We start from the raw sequence: 16,836 nt of genomic DNA on the forward strand, positions 1-16,836 counted from the left end.
GATGCGACGCTCCATCCTCGCCCTCGCCTTGCTGACAACGACCCCGCTCGCGGCACAGGAGACGGTCCACAGCAACGGCAATCCGATCCTCGCGGACGGCCGCTATTATTCGACCGACCCTGCGCCGGTCGTGATCGGCGATACCTTGTGGATCCTTGCGGGGCGCGACGAGGCTCCGCCGGGCGTCAATGATTTCATCATGAACGAGTGGCAGCTGCTTGCCACCAAAGACCCGGCCAAAGGCGACTGGACGCACTATCCGGCGATCGCGCGGCCCGAAAGCGTGTTCAAATGGGCCGAGCCCGGGCACGCTTATGCCGGCCAGATCGTGCCTGGGCCCGATGGCAAATTCTACATGTATGCGCCCGTGTCGGAGGCGAAGAGCGACGCCCCCGACCGCTTCGCGATTGGCGTCGCGGTGGCCGACACTCCGGTCGGCCCATGGCGCGATGCGCATCCATCGGGACCGATCCTCTCGCAGCGCGTGCCCGAGCGCACCACGATCCAGAATATCGATCCGACCGTGATGATCGACGATGATGGCACGCCGTACATCTATTGGGGCACGTTCGGGCAGTTGCGCGGGATGGCGCTCGCCCGCGACATGATTACGCCGACCGGCCGCGAAATCCGGGTCGACGGGCTGAAGGGCTTCTTCGAAGCGCCGTGGCTGATGAAGCGCAAGGGCGTCTATTACATGCTCTACGCTGGCAATAACGCCGGGCCGACGAGCGACTGCACGCCAGCGGTGTATCATGCCTGCATCGCGTATGGCACCGCGAGCTCGCCGCTCGGGCCGTGGACCTATCGCGGCGTGATCCTGAAGCCGGTTTCCTCGACCACCTCGCATTCCGGGGCGGTCGAGTTCAAGGGCCAATGGTATCTTGCCTACCACACCGCCGACGCGGTCGGCGGCGGGCATTTCCGGCGCAGCGTGGCGCTCGACCGAATCGAATGGGACGATAGCGTGACCCCGGCGCGAATTCGCCCGGTCGTGCCGACGCGGTCGCCCCAGCCAACGCCAGCACCGACGCGGAACGTCGCCGGTTCGGCCACGGCGTTCGCTTCGAACACCCCGGTGCCGGTGCAATATTGGATCAAGGCGCTCAACGACGGTATTCGGCGCGAGGCTCCGCTGCCGCCCGACATGTGGGGCACCTGGCGCGGTGCCGACAATCCGGCGCATCCGTGGATCGAATATCGCTGGGCCAAGCCGGTGACGCTCAATGGCTCGCGCATCTGGTTCTGGGCGGATCATCCGGCCGGGGCGGGCGAAGGCGTTGCGCCGCCTGCGCGCTGGCGGATCGACTATTGGGACGGACGCTGGAAACCGGTGCCGCAACCGAGCGGTTATGGCGTCGCGGTCGATGCGGCGCAGGAGACGCGCTTTGCCACAATCACCACGCGCTGCCTGCGCGCGACGTTCGACGCTTCGCAGGCGGGCGGTGCCACCGCCGGAGTTGCGGTAACCGAATGGGAGGTGATCGCGCCTACGCAGCAACGGCCGACCGCCGCACCTGTCGCCGCGTCGGAGCCTTGCGGCTCATGACAGCGCTTAGCCGTCGCGCTTTGCTCTGTTCGGCGGTCGCGGTGGGCGCGCTCCGCCTAGCTCCGGCGGCGTGGGCGATGGAGACACCGCAACGGCGGGTGGCGCGCACCCTTCAGGCGCGCGCGTCGCGCTTCGTCGTCGGGACCGACGCGACCGGTATAACCAGCCTGTCCGTCCGCGATGATCCATTCCCGACCGATTATGTCTATCCTGGCGTAGCGCTCGGCACCGCGCGCATCGTGTGGCGGCACGGCGTAGGGGACTGGGAGCGCTTTGACAGCGCCCGCGCCGTGGCAGTACGCACGGTGGAGACCGATGCTGGCAGGAAGGCCAGCTACGCGATCGCCGACACGCTCGAACTGCAGCTCGAACAGGGGCTCGAAGGAGCGGATCTGGTGTGGCGCATCACGCTGCACAATGTGTCGGCCGTCCCGGTCGAGATCGGCGATCTGATGCTGCCGTTGCCGATGAACAACATCGCCGGCGCGGCAAAGGACGACGGCAACGCCGTGCTGAAGCACAGCTTCGTCTCGGGTCACGGCTCGCATCTGTTCTGGATGCGGCGCAACAGCGTGGGGCCGTACCTCCTGTTGATGCCCGAGCGCGATACCCAGCTTGAATATTGGGATATGGCCGCCGCCGAGAACCATGACGACGGCTATTGCGTCTACATCCATGCCGCCGCCGCGGCGGCCGAAAGTGCGGCCAAGGGGACACGCTGGCGTATTCCGGTCACGAATCTGATGCTCGCGCCGGGCGAGCGGCGCAGCTACGCGCTGCGCTTCAGCCTGGTCGCGGACTATGCCGCCGCGCGAGACGCGATCGCCGCTGCGGGCGGGATCGATGTTGAAGTCGTGCCCGGCATGACCGTCCCGAGCGATTTGTTCGTGACGCTGGCATTGCGTTCGTCCGACCCGATCCACGGGATCGATGCCGAGCATCCCGCTGCAACGCAGATCGAGCCCCTCGGAGAACGGGCGGGGCGGCAGCTATACCGCGTACGCTTTGGCCGTCTCGGCGAGAATCGCCTGACGATCCGCCACGGTGACGCGCGCCTCACGCATCTCGAATTTTTCGCGACCGAGCCGCTCGAGACACTGATCGCCAAGCGCGGTGCCTTCATCGCCGCGCACCAGCACCGCGATCCGACGAAATGGTATCGGGGTTTGCTCGGCGAGTGGAACATGCAGAGCCAGACGCTGCTCGGGCCCGACACTTATGATCAGATCAAGGGCTGGCGTATCTACGAAGTGACCTGCGACGATCCGGGGCTCAGCAAACCCGCTTTCCTCGCTGCCAAGAATGCCGAGCACCCGGTCCAGGCCGAAGTCACCGCGCTCGACGACTATATCGAGCACTTCGTATGGGGCGGGCTGCAGCGCAGCACCGCCGAGACCTATCCCTATGCGATCTATGGCATCCCCGACTGGAAACAGAATCGCGACAGTGCCGATGCTGGCACCAAGGGGAAGCTGCACATCTGGCGGGTCTACGATTACCCGCATATCATCCTGCTTTACCTTTCGCTGTATCGCATCGCGACCGACCACCCCGGCGTCGCGACGCGGCTGGACGCGAAGGCCTATCTCGAGCGCGCGTTCGGCACGGCGCGGGCGATGTTCACCATCCCGAAAGCGCTGGCGAACTGGTCGGCCTATGAGACGGGCTTCTACAATGAATGCGTCCTCCCGGAGCTGATCGTCGCGCTGGACGCTGCCGGTCGATCCGCGCAGGCGCAGGAATTGCGCGAGTTCTGGGAAACGAAGGTGCGCTTCTTCGTCACCGGCGAGCCGGATCTGTTCGGCTCCGAATATGCCTTCGATTCGACGGGATTCGAATCGACCCAGGCGATCGTGCGGTACGCGCTCGACCATCCGGTCGCGGGCGTTTCGCGCGACGCGGTCAAGGCGTTCAGCGCTCGGCAAATGGCGGCCAATCTGTTTTGCCGTGGCTGGCTCGAACCGGCTTATTATCTGCTCGGCAGCGATTATCGCGGGTCGGGTGGCAATGCCTATACGCTCAGCTACATGGCGCAGATGGGCGGCTGGGCGGTGCTCGACCACGCGCTTCGCGATCCCGTGGATCCGCATACTCTGCTTCGGCTTGGCTATGCGTCGTTTCTCAGCAGTTGGGCCCTGCTCAACAGCGGGACTGCGGAAACCGATTACGGCTATTGGTATCCGGGCAAGGCCAATGACGGTGCGGCAGCAGGCGGATTTGAGCCGGCCCCTAACGGGCTGACCTGGCTCGATCAGCCGCATCACCGCGGCGCATGGTATTATGCCTGCGAAATCGATCTGGGCTTTTGCGGTGCGCTACGCAGCGCGGCGACGATCGTCGCGGATGATCCGATCTTCGGGCGGATCGTTTTTGGCGGCACACTGCGCGAGGGCGACCACACGATCGCGGTCGTGCCGCGCGATGGCGTGCGGCGACGGTTCCACGCGCGCTGGGCCGGCGGGACGGTCGATCTCACCTTGCACGCCGGGCGCTTTGCCGCCGATCGTGAGATCACGCTTTCGCATGACGGGCGCAGCGTCGGATTTCTTGTCGAACACGGCGCGGCATCGGTCACGCTCGATCTCGGCGCAGGACGGTGGCGGGTCGCGATCGAGGGGGCGATCGTCACGGAGGCTGGCGGCACCATCCCGCTTGCCTTGCGCGGTCCTTCGCCCGTTGCGGTTACGCTGACCCGTCTGGCCTGAACCCATGCGCCCATTCGGGCTATCCCATCGGCGCGTTCAATCGACGAAGGGACGGTCGAGCGATGGTTGGGGTTGGGTGAACCACTGCGCGCCGGTCGCGGTCACATGGAAATGATCCTCGAGCCGAATGCCGAAGCGATCGGGCACGACGATCATCGGCTCGTTCGAAAAACACATGCCCGGTGCCAGCGGGGTACGGTCGCCGCGGACCAGATAGGCGGGCTCATGAATCGACAGGCCGATGCCGTGCCCGGTGCGGTGCGGGAGGCCGGGCAAGCGATAGTCGGGCCCGAGCCCCGCGCGTTCCAGCACCGCGCGTGCTGCGGCGTCGATCGCTTCGCACGGCACGCCGGGCTCGACCGCGGCGAAGGCAGCGGCCTGTGCTTCCTGCTCCAGCGACCAGAGTGCGCGTACATCGTCTTCGACCTGCCCGAAGGCGTAGGTTCGGGTGATGTCGCTGTGATAGCCATCGACTGTGCAGCCGGTGTCGATCAAGACGAGACTGTCGTCTTCGAGTTGCTGATCGCCAGGCAGACCGTGCGGGAACGCGGTCGCACGCCCGAACTGGACGGCGCAGAAGGTCGAGCCTGCCGCGCCAAGCGCGCGGTGTGCGGCGTCGATGAAGCGGATCACCTCGCTTGCTGCGATGCCGGGCCTGAGGATGCGCGCGGCGCGCCGCTGGACTTCGAGCGTCATCGCTTTGGCTTGCTGCATCAGCGCGAGTTCGGCGGCGGACTTGATCATGCGACAGCCGTCGATCGCGGCGGCACCGTCGATCAGCGTTAGACCATGCTGGCGCAGACGCTCGCCATAATGGAACGGCAACAGCGGATCGACCGCAAGCGTCGTACCGCGCGGCAGCGCGTCTGCGACTAGCGCGCTAGGGTCTTCGTCTTCCTCCCACAGCAAAGGCTCGGCAGCGACGGCCAGGCCCGCTTCGAGCGAGCCCAGTTCGAACGCCGGACAGATCAATCGCGGTGTACCGGTCAGCGGTAAGAGCAATGCGACCAGCCGCTCGGTCGGGGACCATGGCAGGCCCGTGAAATAGCGCAGGCTCGCCCCGGCATTGACCAGCAACGCGGTCGCGCCGGAGGCTTCGGTCAGGGCGCGGGCGCGGTCGAGCCGGTCGCGTCGCTCCGCCGGTGCGATCGGCGTGGCGGGTATCTGCCATCGACCGAGGTTCGCCAGTTGTTCGTCCGCCGTGGATCCGCCGATCATCGTCTGCCTCCCTTGCCGCCAAACCGTTCGAGGTCGAACGGGGCCATGTCGATAGGATCCGGGTGCCCGGTGATCATCCCGGCGACGATTTCCGCCGTCACCGGGGCAAGCGTGAGCCCGAGATGCTGGTGCCCGAACGCGTAGAAAAGATTGTCGGCGCGGCGCGACCGGCCGATCGCCGGGAGATAATCGGGCAGGGTCGGACGGCTGCCCATCCAGCGCGTGAAGGGTCCGCCAATGGCAAGGCCGAGGTCGCCAACATGCTGTTCGAGCCGCTCCCATTTGCGCGGGTCGGGCGGGCCGTCGACAGTGCCGAGCTCGACAAAGCTTGCCGCCTGCACTTGCTCGCCAAAGCGCGTGACGATCATCGAGCGATCCTCGAACACGACCGGCGGGAGGTCCTGTGGCCAGCCGGCAGCGGTTCCGCGAATGTGATAGCCGCGCTCGGCGATGATCGGCGCGCGATGCCCGATCGCCGCGACGAGCGGTGCCGAGCGCACGCCTGCGGTAACGAGCACGCAGTCGGCGTCCAGGCCGGGGATCGTCGCGTGTCCGCCCTCGCGCACCAACGTCGCCTCCTGCTCGACGATCGTGCCACCCGCCGCGCAAAACGCTTCGCTCAGCATGGCGGCGAGCCTGGCGAGATCGGTGATCTGGCCGGTACCGCAGAACTGGATGGCACCGGCAAGCGACGCCGTCGTCGCGCTTTCGAACGCCGCGATTTGCGCAGGTGTTGCCGCGGCAAAGCGCGCGGTGCCGGTATCCGCTTGCGCCCACGCCGCGCGTCCTGAAGCTGCGGTCGCGGCGCTTTCCCAAACGACCAGGTGACCGGCTTCGCGCAGCAGATCGGGTGCCTCGATCGCCGTCACCAGGCGTCGCCAGGCGGGCAGGGCGTCCGCGAGCAATCCCGCGAGCGCACGTTTGCCCGCGGCGAAGCGTGTCGGTCGGGCGGCGGCGACCATGCGCAAAGCGAACGGGAGCCACTCCCCGATCGCGGCGAGCGGCAGATCGAGTGCTCCACCGCGTGCGAACAGACGGTCCCCCGCCGAGCGCAACGTCGCGATCGAGGCAAGCGGGGCAGTTTGCTCGGTTGCGATATGCCCGGCATTGCCCCAGGATGCGGCATCACGGCGTGTCGAGCGTTCGACCACAACCACTGCATGCCCCGCCCGCGCGAGCCGTAGCGCGCAGCTGAGGCCGACCACGCCGCCGCCGATCACCGCGATTTTCACTTTTGACTTTCTCCTGTTGCCCTGCAGCATTTCACTTCGTATACCGTATTCCAGATCAAACAAAAGGACGGATCACGGAAAATGGCAATCGGTTGGAGGGGTGTTTTCCCCGCTGTAACGACGCAGTTGCGCGCGGATCTGTCAATCGACCTGGCCGACACGCAGCGCGTTGTCGACGACCTGATCCGCGACGGCGTCACCGGTGTGATCGCGCTTGGCACGGTCGGTGAAAACAACTCGCTCGAATATGATGAGAAGGTCTCGGTGCTCTCGGCGATCGTCGAAGTCGTGGCCGGCCGCGTGCCCGTGCTCACTGGCGTTTCCGAATATGATACGCGCCGCGCGGTGCGTTATGCGCAGGCGGCGGAGAAGATCGGTGCCGACGGCCTCATGCTGCTGCCGCCGATGGTCTATGTGCCGCAACCACATGAGCTCGTCGCGCACTTCAAGGGCGTCGCGAACAACACCGCGCTGCCGATCATGCTCTACAACAACCCGCCGGCCTATCGCACCGTGATCGACAAGGCGGTGCTGACCGAGCTGGTCGATACGCCCAACATCGTCTGCGTAAAGGAATCGGCGCCCGACACCCGCCGCTTCACCGATTTCCGCAACCATTTCGGCGACCGCTATGTCTTGTTCGCCGGGCTGGACGACGTCGCCCTGGAAGGGCTCTATCTCGGCGCGCAGGGCTGGGTGTCCGGCCTCACCAACGCGTTCCCGCAGGAATCGGTCGAACTGGTGCGCGCGTTCGAGCGCGGCGATCACGCCAAGGCGCTCGAAATCTATCGCTGGTTCATGCCGCTGCTGCATCTCGATGCCGAGCATGATCTTGTGCAATCGATCAAGCTGGCCGAAGAAGTGATGGGGCGCGGGTCGGAACGCGTGCTCCCGCCGCGCTTGCCGCTGATCGGCGAACGCCGCGCAAAGGTGATTGCGATGGTCGAAAAGGCTGCGGCGACGCGTCCGACGATCGAAGTGGCCAAGGCGGCCTGAAGGTAGAGCGTGCGCCACACTTTCTTCTGCATAGACGGCCACACCGCCGGAAACCCGGTTCGTCTGGTGGCGGGTGGCGCGCCGCTCCTGAAAGGCGACAGCATGTCGGCGCGGCGGCAGGATTTCCTGTCGCGGTTCGACTGGATCCGCACGGGGCTGTGCTTCGAGCCGCGCGGGCACGACATGATGTCGGGCGGTTTCCTCTATCCGCCGACCACGGCCGATGCCGATATCGGGATCCTGTTCATCGAGACATCGGGGTGCTTGCCGATGTGTGGGCATGGCACCATCGGCATGGTCACGTTCGGGCTCGAACATGGGCTGATCCAGCCCGCGACCCCTGGCGAATTGCGGATCGAGGTGCCGGCCGGGGTGATCGACGTGCGCTACACGACCGACGGCGATAAGGTGACGGCGGTGACCATCACCAACGTCCCTGCCTATGTCGCGCAGCGCGGCATCGCGGTCGATGTCGAGGGGATCGGCCCACTGACGATCGACGTCGCTTATGGCGGCAATTTCTACGCGATCATCGAGCCGCAGGGGGCCTATACCGGGCTTGATGCGCTCGGCGCGGCGCGGCTGGTCGAGCTGAGCGGGCGCATTCGCGAAGCGGTGCGCGCGCAATACGAGCCCGTCCATCCGCTCGACCCGACGATCCGCGGCGTCAGCCACATCTTGTGGGCCGACGCGCCGCTCGCCAACGACGCCGACGGTCGCAACGCGGTCTTCTATGGGGACAAGGCGATCGATCGATCGCCGTGCGGCACGGGCACCTCGGCGCGGCTGGCACACCTGGCTGCGACAGGGCGGCTGAAGGTGGGGGACCGCTTCGTACACGAAAGCTATATCGGCAGCCGCTTCATCGGTCGCGTTGAAGCGGATACCATGCTTGGCGATCTGCCGGCGATTATCCCGTCGATCGAAGGATCGGCGATCGCCACCGGATTTAATACGATCTGGATTGATCGTGCCGATCACTTCTGGGAAGGTTTCCAGGTTAAATGAGCAAACCCGCCGTTTCTCCGGAGCACGCCCGCATGAGCATCGTCGTTCGCACTTTATCGGAACGCGTATTCGAGATCGTCCGCGAGCAAATCGTCACTGGGCAGTTGCCGCACGATTTGCCGATCCGCCAGGATGCGCTGGCGGCCGAGTTGGGGGTCAGCAAGATCCCGCTGCGCGAGGCGCTGGCGCGGCTCGAGCAGGAAGGGCTGCTGACCAGCCAGGCCAATCGCGGCTATTTCGTCCAGCCGATGTCGAGCGCCCAAGCCGAGGAAATCTTCGAGCTGCGGCTTGCGGTCGAGCCGGTTGCGGCGGCGCGTGCCGCGCGCGTCGCCACCGAAGCCGACCGCCGGGCGGCGATCGAAAGCTTCGAGCGGCTCGATCAAGCTGCGGAAGGAAATCTCGCCGAGGTGGCGATCCGCAATCGCGACTTCCACACAGCCCTCGTCCGCCCGGGGGATCGTATCCTGACCACCCAGGTGGTCGAACGTCTCACGATCCTCGCCGAGCGGTATGTCATCGCGCATCTGGCACCGGCCGGCCGCGACGAACGCGCACATGTCGAGCATCGCGGGCTGCTTGATGCCTGGCTGGCGCGCGACGAAACCACTATCGAGTCGATGCTGAGCGAGCATATCGCCGCCACGCTCGACGATCTGCGCATTGAGTTTGCGGCAGCCGCCGCGACCTGATTCATCATTCCAGGAGAGGTCATGTTCGGACCACGTAAGCCGCTCGACAGCGTTACGAGTCACCCCAAGAACGCGCGCCTCGCCAAAACGTTAAGTTGGCCGCATCTGATCGCGCTGGGGGTCGGCGCGATCGTTGGCACGGGTATCTACACTCTGGTCGGCGTCGGGGCCGAACGCGCCGGCCCGGCGGTGATCCTCGCCTTCGTCATCTGCGGGCTCGTATGCGGATGTGCCGCCTTGGCCTATGCCGAGCTCGCAACGATGATCCCTGCGGCGGGCAGCGCCTATACGTTCAGTTACGCCGCGCTCGGCGAAGGCATCGCCTGGATCGTCGGCTGGAGCTTGATCCTCGAATATTCGCTCGCCTGCTCGACCGTGGCGGTGGGCTGGTCGGGCTATCTGGTCGGTTGGATCGAGTCCGCAGGCGTGCATCTGCCGCACGCGCTGCTGGTCGGGCTGCATGGCGGCGGCATCGTCAATTTGCCAGCGGTCGCGGTGGCACTCGCCGTGATGGGCATGTTGATCGCGGGAACGCGCGAAAGCGCGACGCTCAACATCATCCTGGTGGTAATCAAGCTAGTGGCGCTCGGCGTCTTCGTCGCCTTTGCCGCGCCCAATTTCCACACCGCCAACTTGCATCCGTTCATGCCCTATGGCTTCGGCAGCGACGGCAAGCATGGCGTGATGGCGGCGGCGGCGATCGTATTCTTCGCGTTCTACGGCTTCGATGCGGTCGCGACCTCGGCCGAGGAGACCAAGAACCCCGCGCGCGATCTCAAGATCGGCATCATCGGGTCGATGGTATTGTGCACGATCATCTATATGGCGGTGGCGATCGCTGCGGTCGGTGCGCTGCCGTTCACCGCGCTCGCCAATTCGCCCGAGCCGCTCGCTTTGGTGCTGCGCAATCTCGGGCAGCCGCTCGCGGCGCATCTCATCGCATTGGCCGCGATCATCGCGTTGCCCTCGGTTATCTTGGTGATGATGTACGGTCAAAGCCGCGTCTTCTTCGTGATGGCGCGCGATGGCTTGCTGCCGCGTCGCCTCGCGAAAGTCTCGCAGCGTACCGGCGCGCCGACGCTGATCACCGTGTTGACCGGCGTGACGATCGCGCTGGTCGCGGGGATATTCCGGCTCGACGAGATCGCCGAACTCGCCAATGCTGGGACCTTGCTCGCCTTTATTTCCGTTGGCGCGTGCCTGATGGTGCTGCGCCGCACCGCGCCCGATGCCAAGCGGTTGTTCCGCGCACCCGCCCCCTATGTGGTCGGCACGCTGACGATCATCGGCTGCCTGTATCTGATGGTCAGCCTGCCACCGATGACGTTGGTGCGTTTCGCGGGCTGGAACGTGATCGGCCTGGTCATCTACTTCGCCTACAGCCGACAGCATAGCGACGTGACGGCGCGCGCGGCATCGGTCGCGGCGCTTTGAGCGTGCGACCATGGCGGCACATGGTCGCGGGTGCGGTAGCGTGGCTGGGAATGCTGCTCGCCGGATCGCCAGCCGTCGCGCACCCGCTCAGCTTCACCCCGGCGCAGGGGGCCTATGACATCGCGTTCGTGTTCCCCGGCGCACCGGCCAACCCCGGCATCCGCATGCTCGAGCTGCACCGCGCCGCCGACGGGAGCGTGTCGGGCTGGGTGACGTCGGACTGGTATGGCCGAATGACGATGCAGCAGATCGTCGTGACGCCGACGCTGCTCAGTTTCGACATGCGCAATCTCAACACGCCGGGTGTGCCCATCCGTCATTGGCGCGCGCGCGTTCGCGGGCAGAGCGTGCTGCTCGACGGTGGCATCTGGGAGTCGACGGTCGCTCTGACCGGGCACCGCGCCACCGCTGCCGAACGCACCGCGCTGACGTTCCACGAAACCACGCTGCCGGCGCTCGGTACGCTTGCGCCCGACGGCCTCGCTTTGACCCCGCCAATGGGGTGGAGCAGCTGGAACAAGTTCGCCGACAAGATCGACGACACCACGATCCGCGCGATCGCCGATGCGATGGTCTCGACCGGATTGCGCGATGCGGGCTACACCTACGTCAATATCGACGATGGCTGGCAAGGCGGGCGCGGGCCCGACGGGCAGATCCGGCCCAACGCCAAATTTCCTGACATGAAGGCGCTCGCCGACTATGTTCACGCGCGCGGGCTGAAGCTTGGCCTCTATTCCTCGCCCGGGCCACGCACCTGCGCCGGCTATGAAGGGAGCTACGGTCATGTCCGGCAGGACGCGAACACCTTCGCAGGCTGGGGCGTCGACTATCTCAAATACGATCTGTGCTCCGGCGAATATTTCTACGCCGATGCCGACACCGTTCAGCGCAGCTATTACGAAATGGGCGTTGCGCTCCGCGCGACCGGGCGGCCGATCGTCTATTCCTTGTGCGAATATGGCCGGTTCCACGTCGGCAGTTGGGGCAGGGCGGTGGGCGGTCATCTGTGGCGCACGACGGGTGACATCACCGACGATTATGCGACGATGGCGCGGATTGGATTCGAGAAGAATGGCGATCCAGGCGACGCCGGTCCGGGCGGGTGGAACGACCCCGACATGCTCGAAATCGGCAATGGCGGCATGTCCGAAAGCGCCTATCGCACGCATATGACCCTATGGGCGATGTCGGCCGCCCCACTGATGATGGGCCACGATGTCCGTACGACGAGCGAGGCGGCGAAACGCCTGCTTGAAAACCGCGGTGTGATCGCCATCGATCAGGATGTCAGGGGTGTGCAGGGCAAGGCGGTGCGCAAGGATGGCGGCTCGGAAATCTGGCTCAAGCCGCTGGCAGGTGGGGCATATGCGATTGCATTGTTCAATCGTGCCGATGCGCCCGTTACCCTGACGCTACGCCCGGCCGATATCGGGTTGGGGTCGTTCACGGCGATGCGCGACGTCTGGACGGGGGTTGCGCTCGACCCGCAGGTCTCGACCTTCACGGTTCCTGCCAACGATGTGGTACTGCTGCAAGTTCGCGGGGATGCGATGGCAACAAGGTAAAGTTGGCAAACGGCGTCATCAGGTCGATCACGGGTAAAGTGTGACACCGTCCGGTGCGGGTGCTGCCAACAAAACGCACCCATACCTAGCCGTTTCACATCCGCTGGTTGCCCCAACCGCTTTGCCCGGTTGTCCAGGCTGGCGGGTATCGAGGCGCAGATCGACTAAAAGCGCCAGCCCGCCTGCGAAAAAATGGCGGGAGCGGCCGCGCCGCTCCCGCTAAGGGTCCCGAGGGGGGATTAGAAAGTACCGCGCAACCCGACCAGAACCTGTCGACCCGGCTTATACTGGGTGAAGGTGTCGTTGCTGAACTGGAAATAGGATTTCAACGTCGCATCGGTGAAGTTCGCGACGTTTACCGTTAGTTGCGGCAGATTTTTGATGCCGAAGATCTTGTCGAGATCGAATGCCGACGAGAAATCGTACGACGTATAGTCATTGTTGAACAACGCCGCAGCCGGAATGCCGTTCTGCGCGGCACCGCTGCTTTGCGAACCACGGCGGGACGTCGTCGAGACGCGCAACATCACGCCATGCTTCTCGTAATAGCCGGTGATATTGTAGGTGAAGGGAGCGACGCCATAAGCGATCGCGGCGCCCTTGCTCGTCTGGTCGACGATCGTCGCGTTGGCGTTGAAGCCGAAGCCGGTCACGCCGATGTGCTTGGTCAGGAAGTCGAGCGGCTGGACCCACTGGAATTCGAGGCCGTTGATCGTCAATTTGTCGGGCACGTTGGTCTGCGACGTAAGTTGGACCTGCGCCTGGGTCGGGCCGCCGCGCGAATTGAGCGCGATTTGCTGCGTCGGGTTCAGCGTGTCGTAGGTGATGCCATATTGCGCCAGGAAGCTGAACGGCACCGTCGTGATATTGGTGGTGGTGAAGCCGGTGATCGACTTGCGGAAGGCGTTGACGCTGATCACCCCTTCACGACCGGTATAATATTCGAAGCCGAGGTCGAGATTGGTCGACAGATAGGGTTTGAGCGCGGGATTGCCGATCGTTGCCTGGTCGGCCGAGGGTGCGCCGAAGTTGACGCCGGGCAGCTGCGCCGAGGGATCGGGCCGGGTCATGGTGCGCGACCCGGCGACACGGACGACGGCATGCGCGCCAATGTCGTAAGCGAAGGTCGCGGCGGGCAGCCAGTTGCGATATTCGTTGCGCGTAGTCACGCTCGTCGAGATGTTCGGATACCGGCTGCCATCGGGCAGCGAGGCACCGCCGGCGAGCGTGTTGCGCGGATCCGGCAGCGACACCGTCCCCGTGATCGTCTGGATCGTGTCGACGAAGCGCAGGCCTGCATTGAAGCGCAGCGTGTTGCCGCCAAGCTCCTGCGATCCGTTCAGCGTGGCGAAGGCCGACTTGACGACCTCGCGAATATAGCCGCCGCTTGCGCCGGTGTTCGCCCCGCCCGAGGCGGGCTCGTTATCGTGGAACTGCTGATAATTGGTCGCATTGGCGAATTTCGGGAAGTCGACCGTGACGAAGCCGGCCGGCCCCGGGATCAGATAGCTTGGAAACGCGCTGTTGGGGACGAGCGAGCCGCCATAGCTGACGGTGCCGGTCTGCCCGGCGGTCGCGCCGGTGCCGTAGCCGGGATAGGTCGGGTAGCCTGCAGGAGCCGCGCCGGGCGAATTGATCCCTGCGCATGGCGGCTGGCTGTTGGGCGACCCCACAAAGATGCTGGGATTGTTGCCGCAGACCGCATTCTGCCACGCCTGGCTGTTGTCGAAGCCCTGGATCAGGCGGGAGACGTCGTCATAATCACCGCCGACCTTGAGGTTCAGCTTGGGGCCGCCCCAGGTCAGATCGGCGCGCGCGCCCTTGGTCTTGTTGATGCGCCGCTCGTCCTGGATGTTGACGCGGGAGCCGGCGTTCCAGCCGAAGTTCGCCGGATTGTTGAGATCGATGTTCGGCGTGATCACCGGGCCGTTATCGGTGTTGGCGTAGGTGACCGTCGTGCCCACGCCAAGCGGGGTGGTCGCGCCGACCGTCGGGCTTTCGCGGTGGAAGGTCGAACGCGAGTAATTGCCCTGCGCCGTCAGCTTGAGCGTGTCCGAGATTTCCCATTCGCCGCCCGGATTGACGCTGAACAGCTTGGTCGTCTCGATATAGGGGCGGAATTCGTCGAAGAACTGGGCGTTGGCAAAGGTGCCGCCGGTGACCGAGCAGCCTGCGCTGCAATCGGCCTTGTCGAACGTCATGTTGAGCGGAATGATGGCGCTATTGCGCACGATCCACGCCATATCCTCGCGGATCAGATTGTTATGCTTATAGCCATACAGGCTATCGACATAGAAATGGAGCGTGTCGCTCGGGCGCCATTCCACGCTGACGATCGCGTTGACACGGTCGCGCGTTCCGCGCTCGTCGGAAGTCCGCCCCAATCGCGGTAGCAACGCGTTATCGATCTGCTGGATGGTGGCACCGGGATTGTGCGCCAGGAGGAAGGCCTGGTCGATGACAGTCCCCGCCACCAGACCGCCGCCCGCGCCTGTCGGCACGACCGAGGGAATCGTCCAGTTGCCGCCGCCGGTGCTGTTGCAACCGGTCGCTGCGCCGCACTGCGCGGCGGTCAGCGCCGGATTGGTATAGCCGATCGTCTCAAAGCCGCGTGTATCGGTGAATGAGCGCTGGCCGGACAAACCGGCGAGGATGCCGATCGTGTCGTTGTGCCAGCTGCTGATCAGCGAGCCGCGCACGCCGATCCGGTTGGCATCGCCTTGCTGCGACCCTTGCACATTGTACGCCAGGTAATTTTTGGCGCGGTCGAACGGCCGGGCGGAACGCAGATCGACATTGCCTGCGGCACCGCCTTCGAGCAGATCGGCGGTATAGCTTTTGTTGACCGTCAGCTTGGTGAAGAGATCGGTTGGGAAAAAGCTGAGGTCGACCGAGCGATCGGTACCCTGAGCGTCGGTCGCACCCGAGGACGCAACCGCGATCGGCGCGCCGTTCAACGTCACGTTGGTGAAATTGGAACCAAGCCCGCGGATGGCGACATTGGTGCCTTCGCCCGTAATGTCGCGCGTGATCGTCACGCCGGAAATGCGATTGAACGATTCGGCGATGTTGGTGTCGGGGAACTTGCCAATGTCCTCGGCGAAGATCGCATCGGTAAAGCCGGTCGACGCACGCTTGGCATTCGTCGAGAGCGCCAGGCTGTTGCGATAGCCGGTCACTACGATGTCGTCGGTGGGTGCTGTATCGGGCAAGGTTTCTTGCGGCGAAGCGCTCGATTGCACGGCTGCAGGCGGGGAAGCCTGCTCGCCAGAGCGTGGCGGAACAGCTGTGGACTGCGCGAACGCGTCCTGGGCGCAAAGGCCTGAAAGAATGGTTGCCCCAAGAAGCGCGCCCCGTGTCAGGCGTGCGGCACCGGTGAGAAAGCTCATGTCAGATCCCCTTCCTAATTATGCACGCGCCACGTTTTCCAGCGCTATGATTGCGCTACCATTTGGCCTGACAGGCAGTGTCTGTCAAACACAAAAAAGACAAGCTGTAAGGCCAATCGATCAGATAATTGCGCTGCGGGCATTGCTGCGGCATGCTGCGCGGAGGGTGCTCACCGCTCGTGTTGCGGGGATATGATGCGCCGCAGGGCAACCGGAAGGACGATGGGGAAATTGAAGACCGTACGTCTCTACGCGGACATCGCTCGGCAGATTGGCGGGCAAATTCTTGCTGACCATTATCCGATGGGCACACGTCTTCCCTCGGAGCGCGAGCTCTCGGAGGCGTTCAACGTATCGCGGCCGACGATTCGCGAAGCGTTGATCGCGCTGGAGGTGGATGGGCTCGTCGACATCCGGATGGGGTCGGGGGTGTACGTTTCTGCGAAGACCCCGCGCGGCGGCAAATTCTCGGCGATCGGGGTGGGGCCGTTCGAGCTTCTGGAGGCGCGCCGCGCTATCGAGGGCGAGGCCTGCGCGATCGCCGCCACGCGCGTCGATGCGCATGACATCAAGGAACTCAAAACGCTTTTCGATAATCTGGTGGCTGCGGGCGAAGATGTTGAAAAAGCCGAGACGTTCGATCACCAGTTTCACATCAGCATCGCCAGAGCCACTCGCAACAGTGCGATTTCCGGCGCGGTCGAGGCGCTGTGGCAGGCCCGGCTGCGTTCGCCGCAGGAGAAAGCGATGTCTCAAAAGGCGCATCGCGCCGGGGTCGGGCCGCGAATCGACGAACATTTTGCAATCTTTGAGGCGCTCGCGGCACGCGACCCGGATTTGGCGCGCGGGGCGATGCGGGCGCATCTCGACAAGGTGCTCGCCGCTCTGATCCAGGCGACCGAGGTCCAAGAGATTGCCGAGTTGGACGCGAGTCTCACGGCGCGGCGGCAGAGATTCGGCCTGGCATAGTCTCTCGTCCGGGCGGCGCGGGGGTGTGGGGTTCCGCTAAACCTGCCTGACAGACATCATTGACAAGGTGGCGCTTAGG

At 64.8% G+C, this 16,836-nt stretch carries 11 protein-coding genes; 8 read left to right on the forward strand and 3 right to left on the reverse strand.

What is annotated here, in order from left to right:
* Position 1 precedes the first annotated feature (1 nt).
* Both ACP7BY_RS08700 and ACP7BY_RS08705 read left to right on the forward strand, forming a co-directional pair.
* A complete protein-coding gene (locus tag ACP7BY_RS08700) occupies positions 2-1,549 on the forward strand; it encodes a family 43 glycosylhydrolase (protein ID WP_231564884.1) in 1,548 nt (515 codons plus the stop codon).
* Entirely contained in the window at positions 1,546-4,254 is a 2,709-nt protein-coding gene (locus tag ACP7BY_RS08705; RefSeq protein WP_137902387.1) for a DUF5695 domain-containing protein, read from the forward strand. Before ACP7BY_RS08700 ends, ACP7BY_RS08705 begins: the two co-directional genes overlap by 4 nt.
* 36 nt (positions 4,255-4,290) lie before the next feature.
* Here the strand turns inward: ACP7BY_RS08705 and ACP7BY_RS08710 are convergent, their stop codons facing one another.
* Positions 4,291-5,472 (reverse strand): M24 family metallopeptidase, encoded by a 1,182-nt coding sequence (locus ACP7BY_RS08710; protein ID WP_033963400.1) that lies wholly within the window; start codon positions 5,470-5,472, stop codon positions 4,291-4,293.
* On the reverse strand, positions 5,469-6,704 hold the full coding sequence (locus tag ACP7BY_RS08715; RefSeq protein WP_033963472.1) for an NAD(P)/FAD-dependent oxidoreductase: 1,236 nt from the start codon (positions 6,702-6,704) through the stop codon (positions 5,469-5,471). The genes ACP7BY_RS08710 and ACP7BY_RS08715 overlap by 4 nt, the downstream gene beginning before the upstream one ends.
* An 81-nt stretch (positions 6,705-6,785) precedes the next feature.
* On the opposite strand from ACP7BY_RS08715, the gene ACP7BY_RS08720 reads away from it, so the two are divergent.
* From ACP7BY_RS08720 to ACP7BY_RS08740, 5 genes are read left to right on the forward strand one after another with little or no spacing between them, the layout of a single operon-like run.
* The gene (locus ACP7BY_RS08720) at positions 6,786-7,700 is read left to right on the forward strand and encodes a dihydrodipicolinate synthase family protein (protein ID WP_033963407.1); all 915 of its coding nucleotides are present in this window, start codon (positions 6,786-6,788) and stop codon (positions 7,698-7,700) included.
* A gap of 9 nt (positions 7,701-7,709) precedes the next feature.
* Positions 7,710-8,708 (forward strand): 4-hydroxyproline epimerase, encoded by a 999-nt coding sequence (locus ACP7BY_RS08725; protein ID WP_033963408.1) that lies wholly within the window; start codon positions 7,710-7,712, stop codon positions 8,706-8,708.
* A 32-nt stretch (positions 8,709-8,740) separates the two neighbouring features.
* A complete protein-coding gene (locus ACP7BY_RS08730) occupies positions 8,741-9,397 on the forward strand; it encodes a GntR family transcriptional regulator (RefSeq protein ID WP_033963409.1) in 657 nt (218 codons plus the stop codon).
* Between the two features lie 21 nt (positions 9,398-9,418).
* On the forward strand, positions 9,419-10,831 hold the full coding sequence (locus tag ACP7BY_RS08735) for an amino acid permease (RefSeq protein WP_033963411.1): 1,413 nt from the start codon (positions 9,419-9,421) through the stop codon (positions 10,829-10,831).
* A 2-nt stretch (positions 10,832-10,833) separates the two neighbouring features.
* Positions 10,834-12,399, forward strand: a complete 1,566-nt coding sequence (locus tag ACP7BY_RS08740; protein ID WP_231564895.1) for a glycoside hydrolase family 27 protein — start codon at positions 10,834-10,836, stop codon at positions 12,397-12,399.
* Positions 12,400-12,638: 239 nt separating this feature from the next.
* On the opposite strand, the gene ACP7BY_RS08745 is transcribed toward ACP7BY_RS08740, so the two are convergent.
* Entirely contained in the window at positions 12,639-15,788 is a 3,150-nt protein-coding gene (locus ACP7BY_RS08745) for a TonB-dependent receptor (RefSeq protein WP_033963414.1), read from the reverse strand.
* A gap of 222 nt (positions 15,789-16,010) precedes the next feature.
* Here ACP7BY_RS08745 and ACP7BY_RS08750 point away from each other — a divergent pair, with 222 nt between their 5' ends.
* Positions 16,011-16,757: a FadR/GntR family transcriptional regulator gene (locus ACP7BY_RS08750; protein ID WP_231564885.1), complete on the forward strand. Its 747-nt coding sequence runs from the start codon at positions 16,011-16,013 to the stop codon at positions 16,755-16,757.
* The last annotated feature ends 79 nt before the right edge of the window (positions 16,758-16,836 follow it).

The organism is Sphingomonas sp. PSPC2-2, from assembly GCF_049897725.1.
GTDB lineage: Bacteria > Pseudomonadota > Alphaproteobacteria > Sphingomonadales > Sphingomonadaceae > Sphingomonas.

What these genes read in the sequence shown, in the direction of transcription:
- ACP7BY_RS08700 (WP_231564884.1), top strand. Translation starts at nt 2, where the DNA reads ATGCGACGCTCCATCCTCGCCCTCGCCTTGCTGACAACGACCCCGCTC.
- ACP7BY_RS08705 (WP_137902387.1), top strand. Translation starts at nt 1,546, where the DNA reads ATGACAGCGCTTAGCCGTCGCGCTTTGCTCTGTTCGGCGGTCGCGGTG.
- ACP7BY_RS08710 (WP_033963400.1), bottom strand. Translation starts at nt 5,472, where the DNA reads ATGATCGGCGGATCCACGGCGGACGAACAACTGGCGAACCTCGGTCGA.
- ACP7BY_RS08720 (WP_033963407.1), top strand. Translation starts at nt 6,786, where the DNA reads ATGGCAATCGGTTGGAGGGGTGTTTTCCCCGCTGTAACGACGCAGTTG.
- ACP7BY_RS08730 (WP_033963409.1), top strand. Translation starts at nt 8,741, where the DNA reads ATGAGCATCGTCGTTCGCACTTTATCGGAACGCGTATTCGAGATCGTC.
- ACP7BY_RS08735 (WP_033963411.1), top strand. Translation starts at nt 9,419, where the DNA reads ATGTTCGGACCACGTAAGCCGCTCGACAGCGTTACGAGTCACCCCAAG.
- ACP7BY_RS08745 (WP_033963414.1), bottom strand. Translation starts at nt 15,788, where the DNA reads ATGAGCTTTCTCACCGGTGCCGCACGCCTGACACGGGGCGCGCTTCTT.
- ACP7BY_RS08750 (WP_231564885.1), top strand. Translation starts at nt 16,011, where the DNA reads ATGGGGAAATTGAAGACCGTACGTCTCTACGCGGACATCGCTCGGCAG.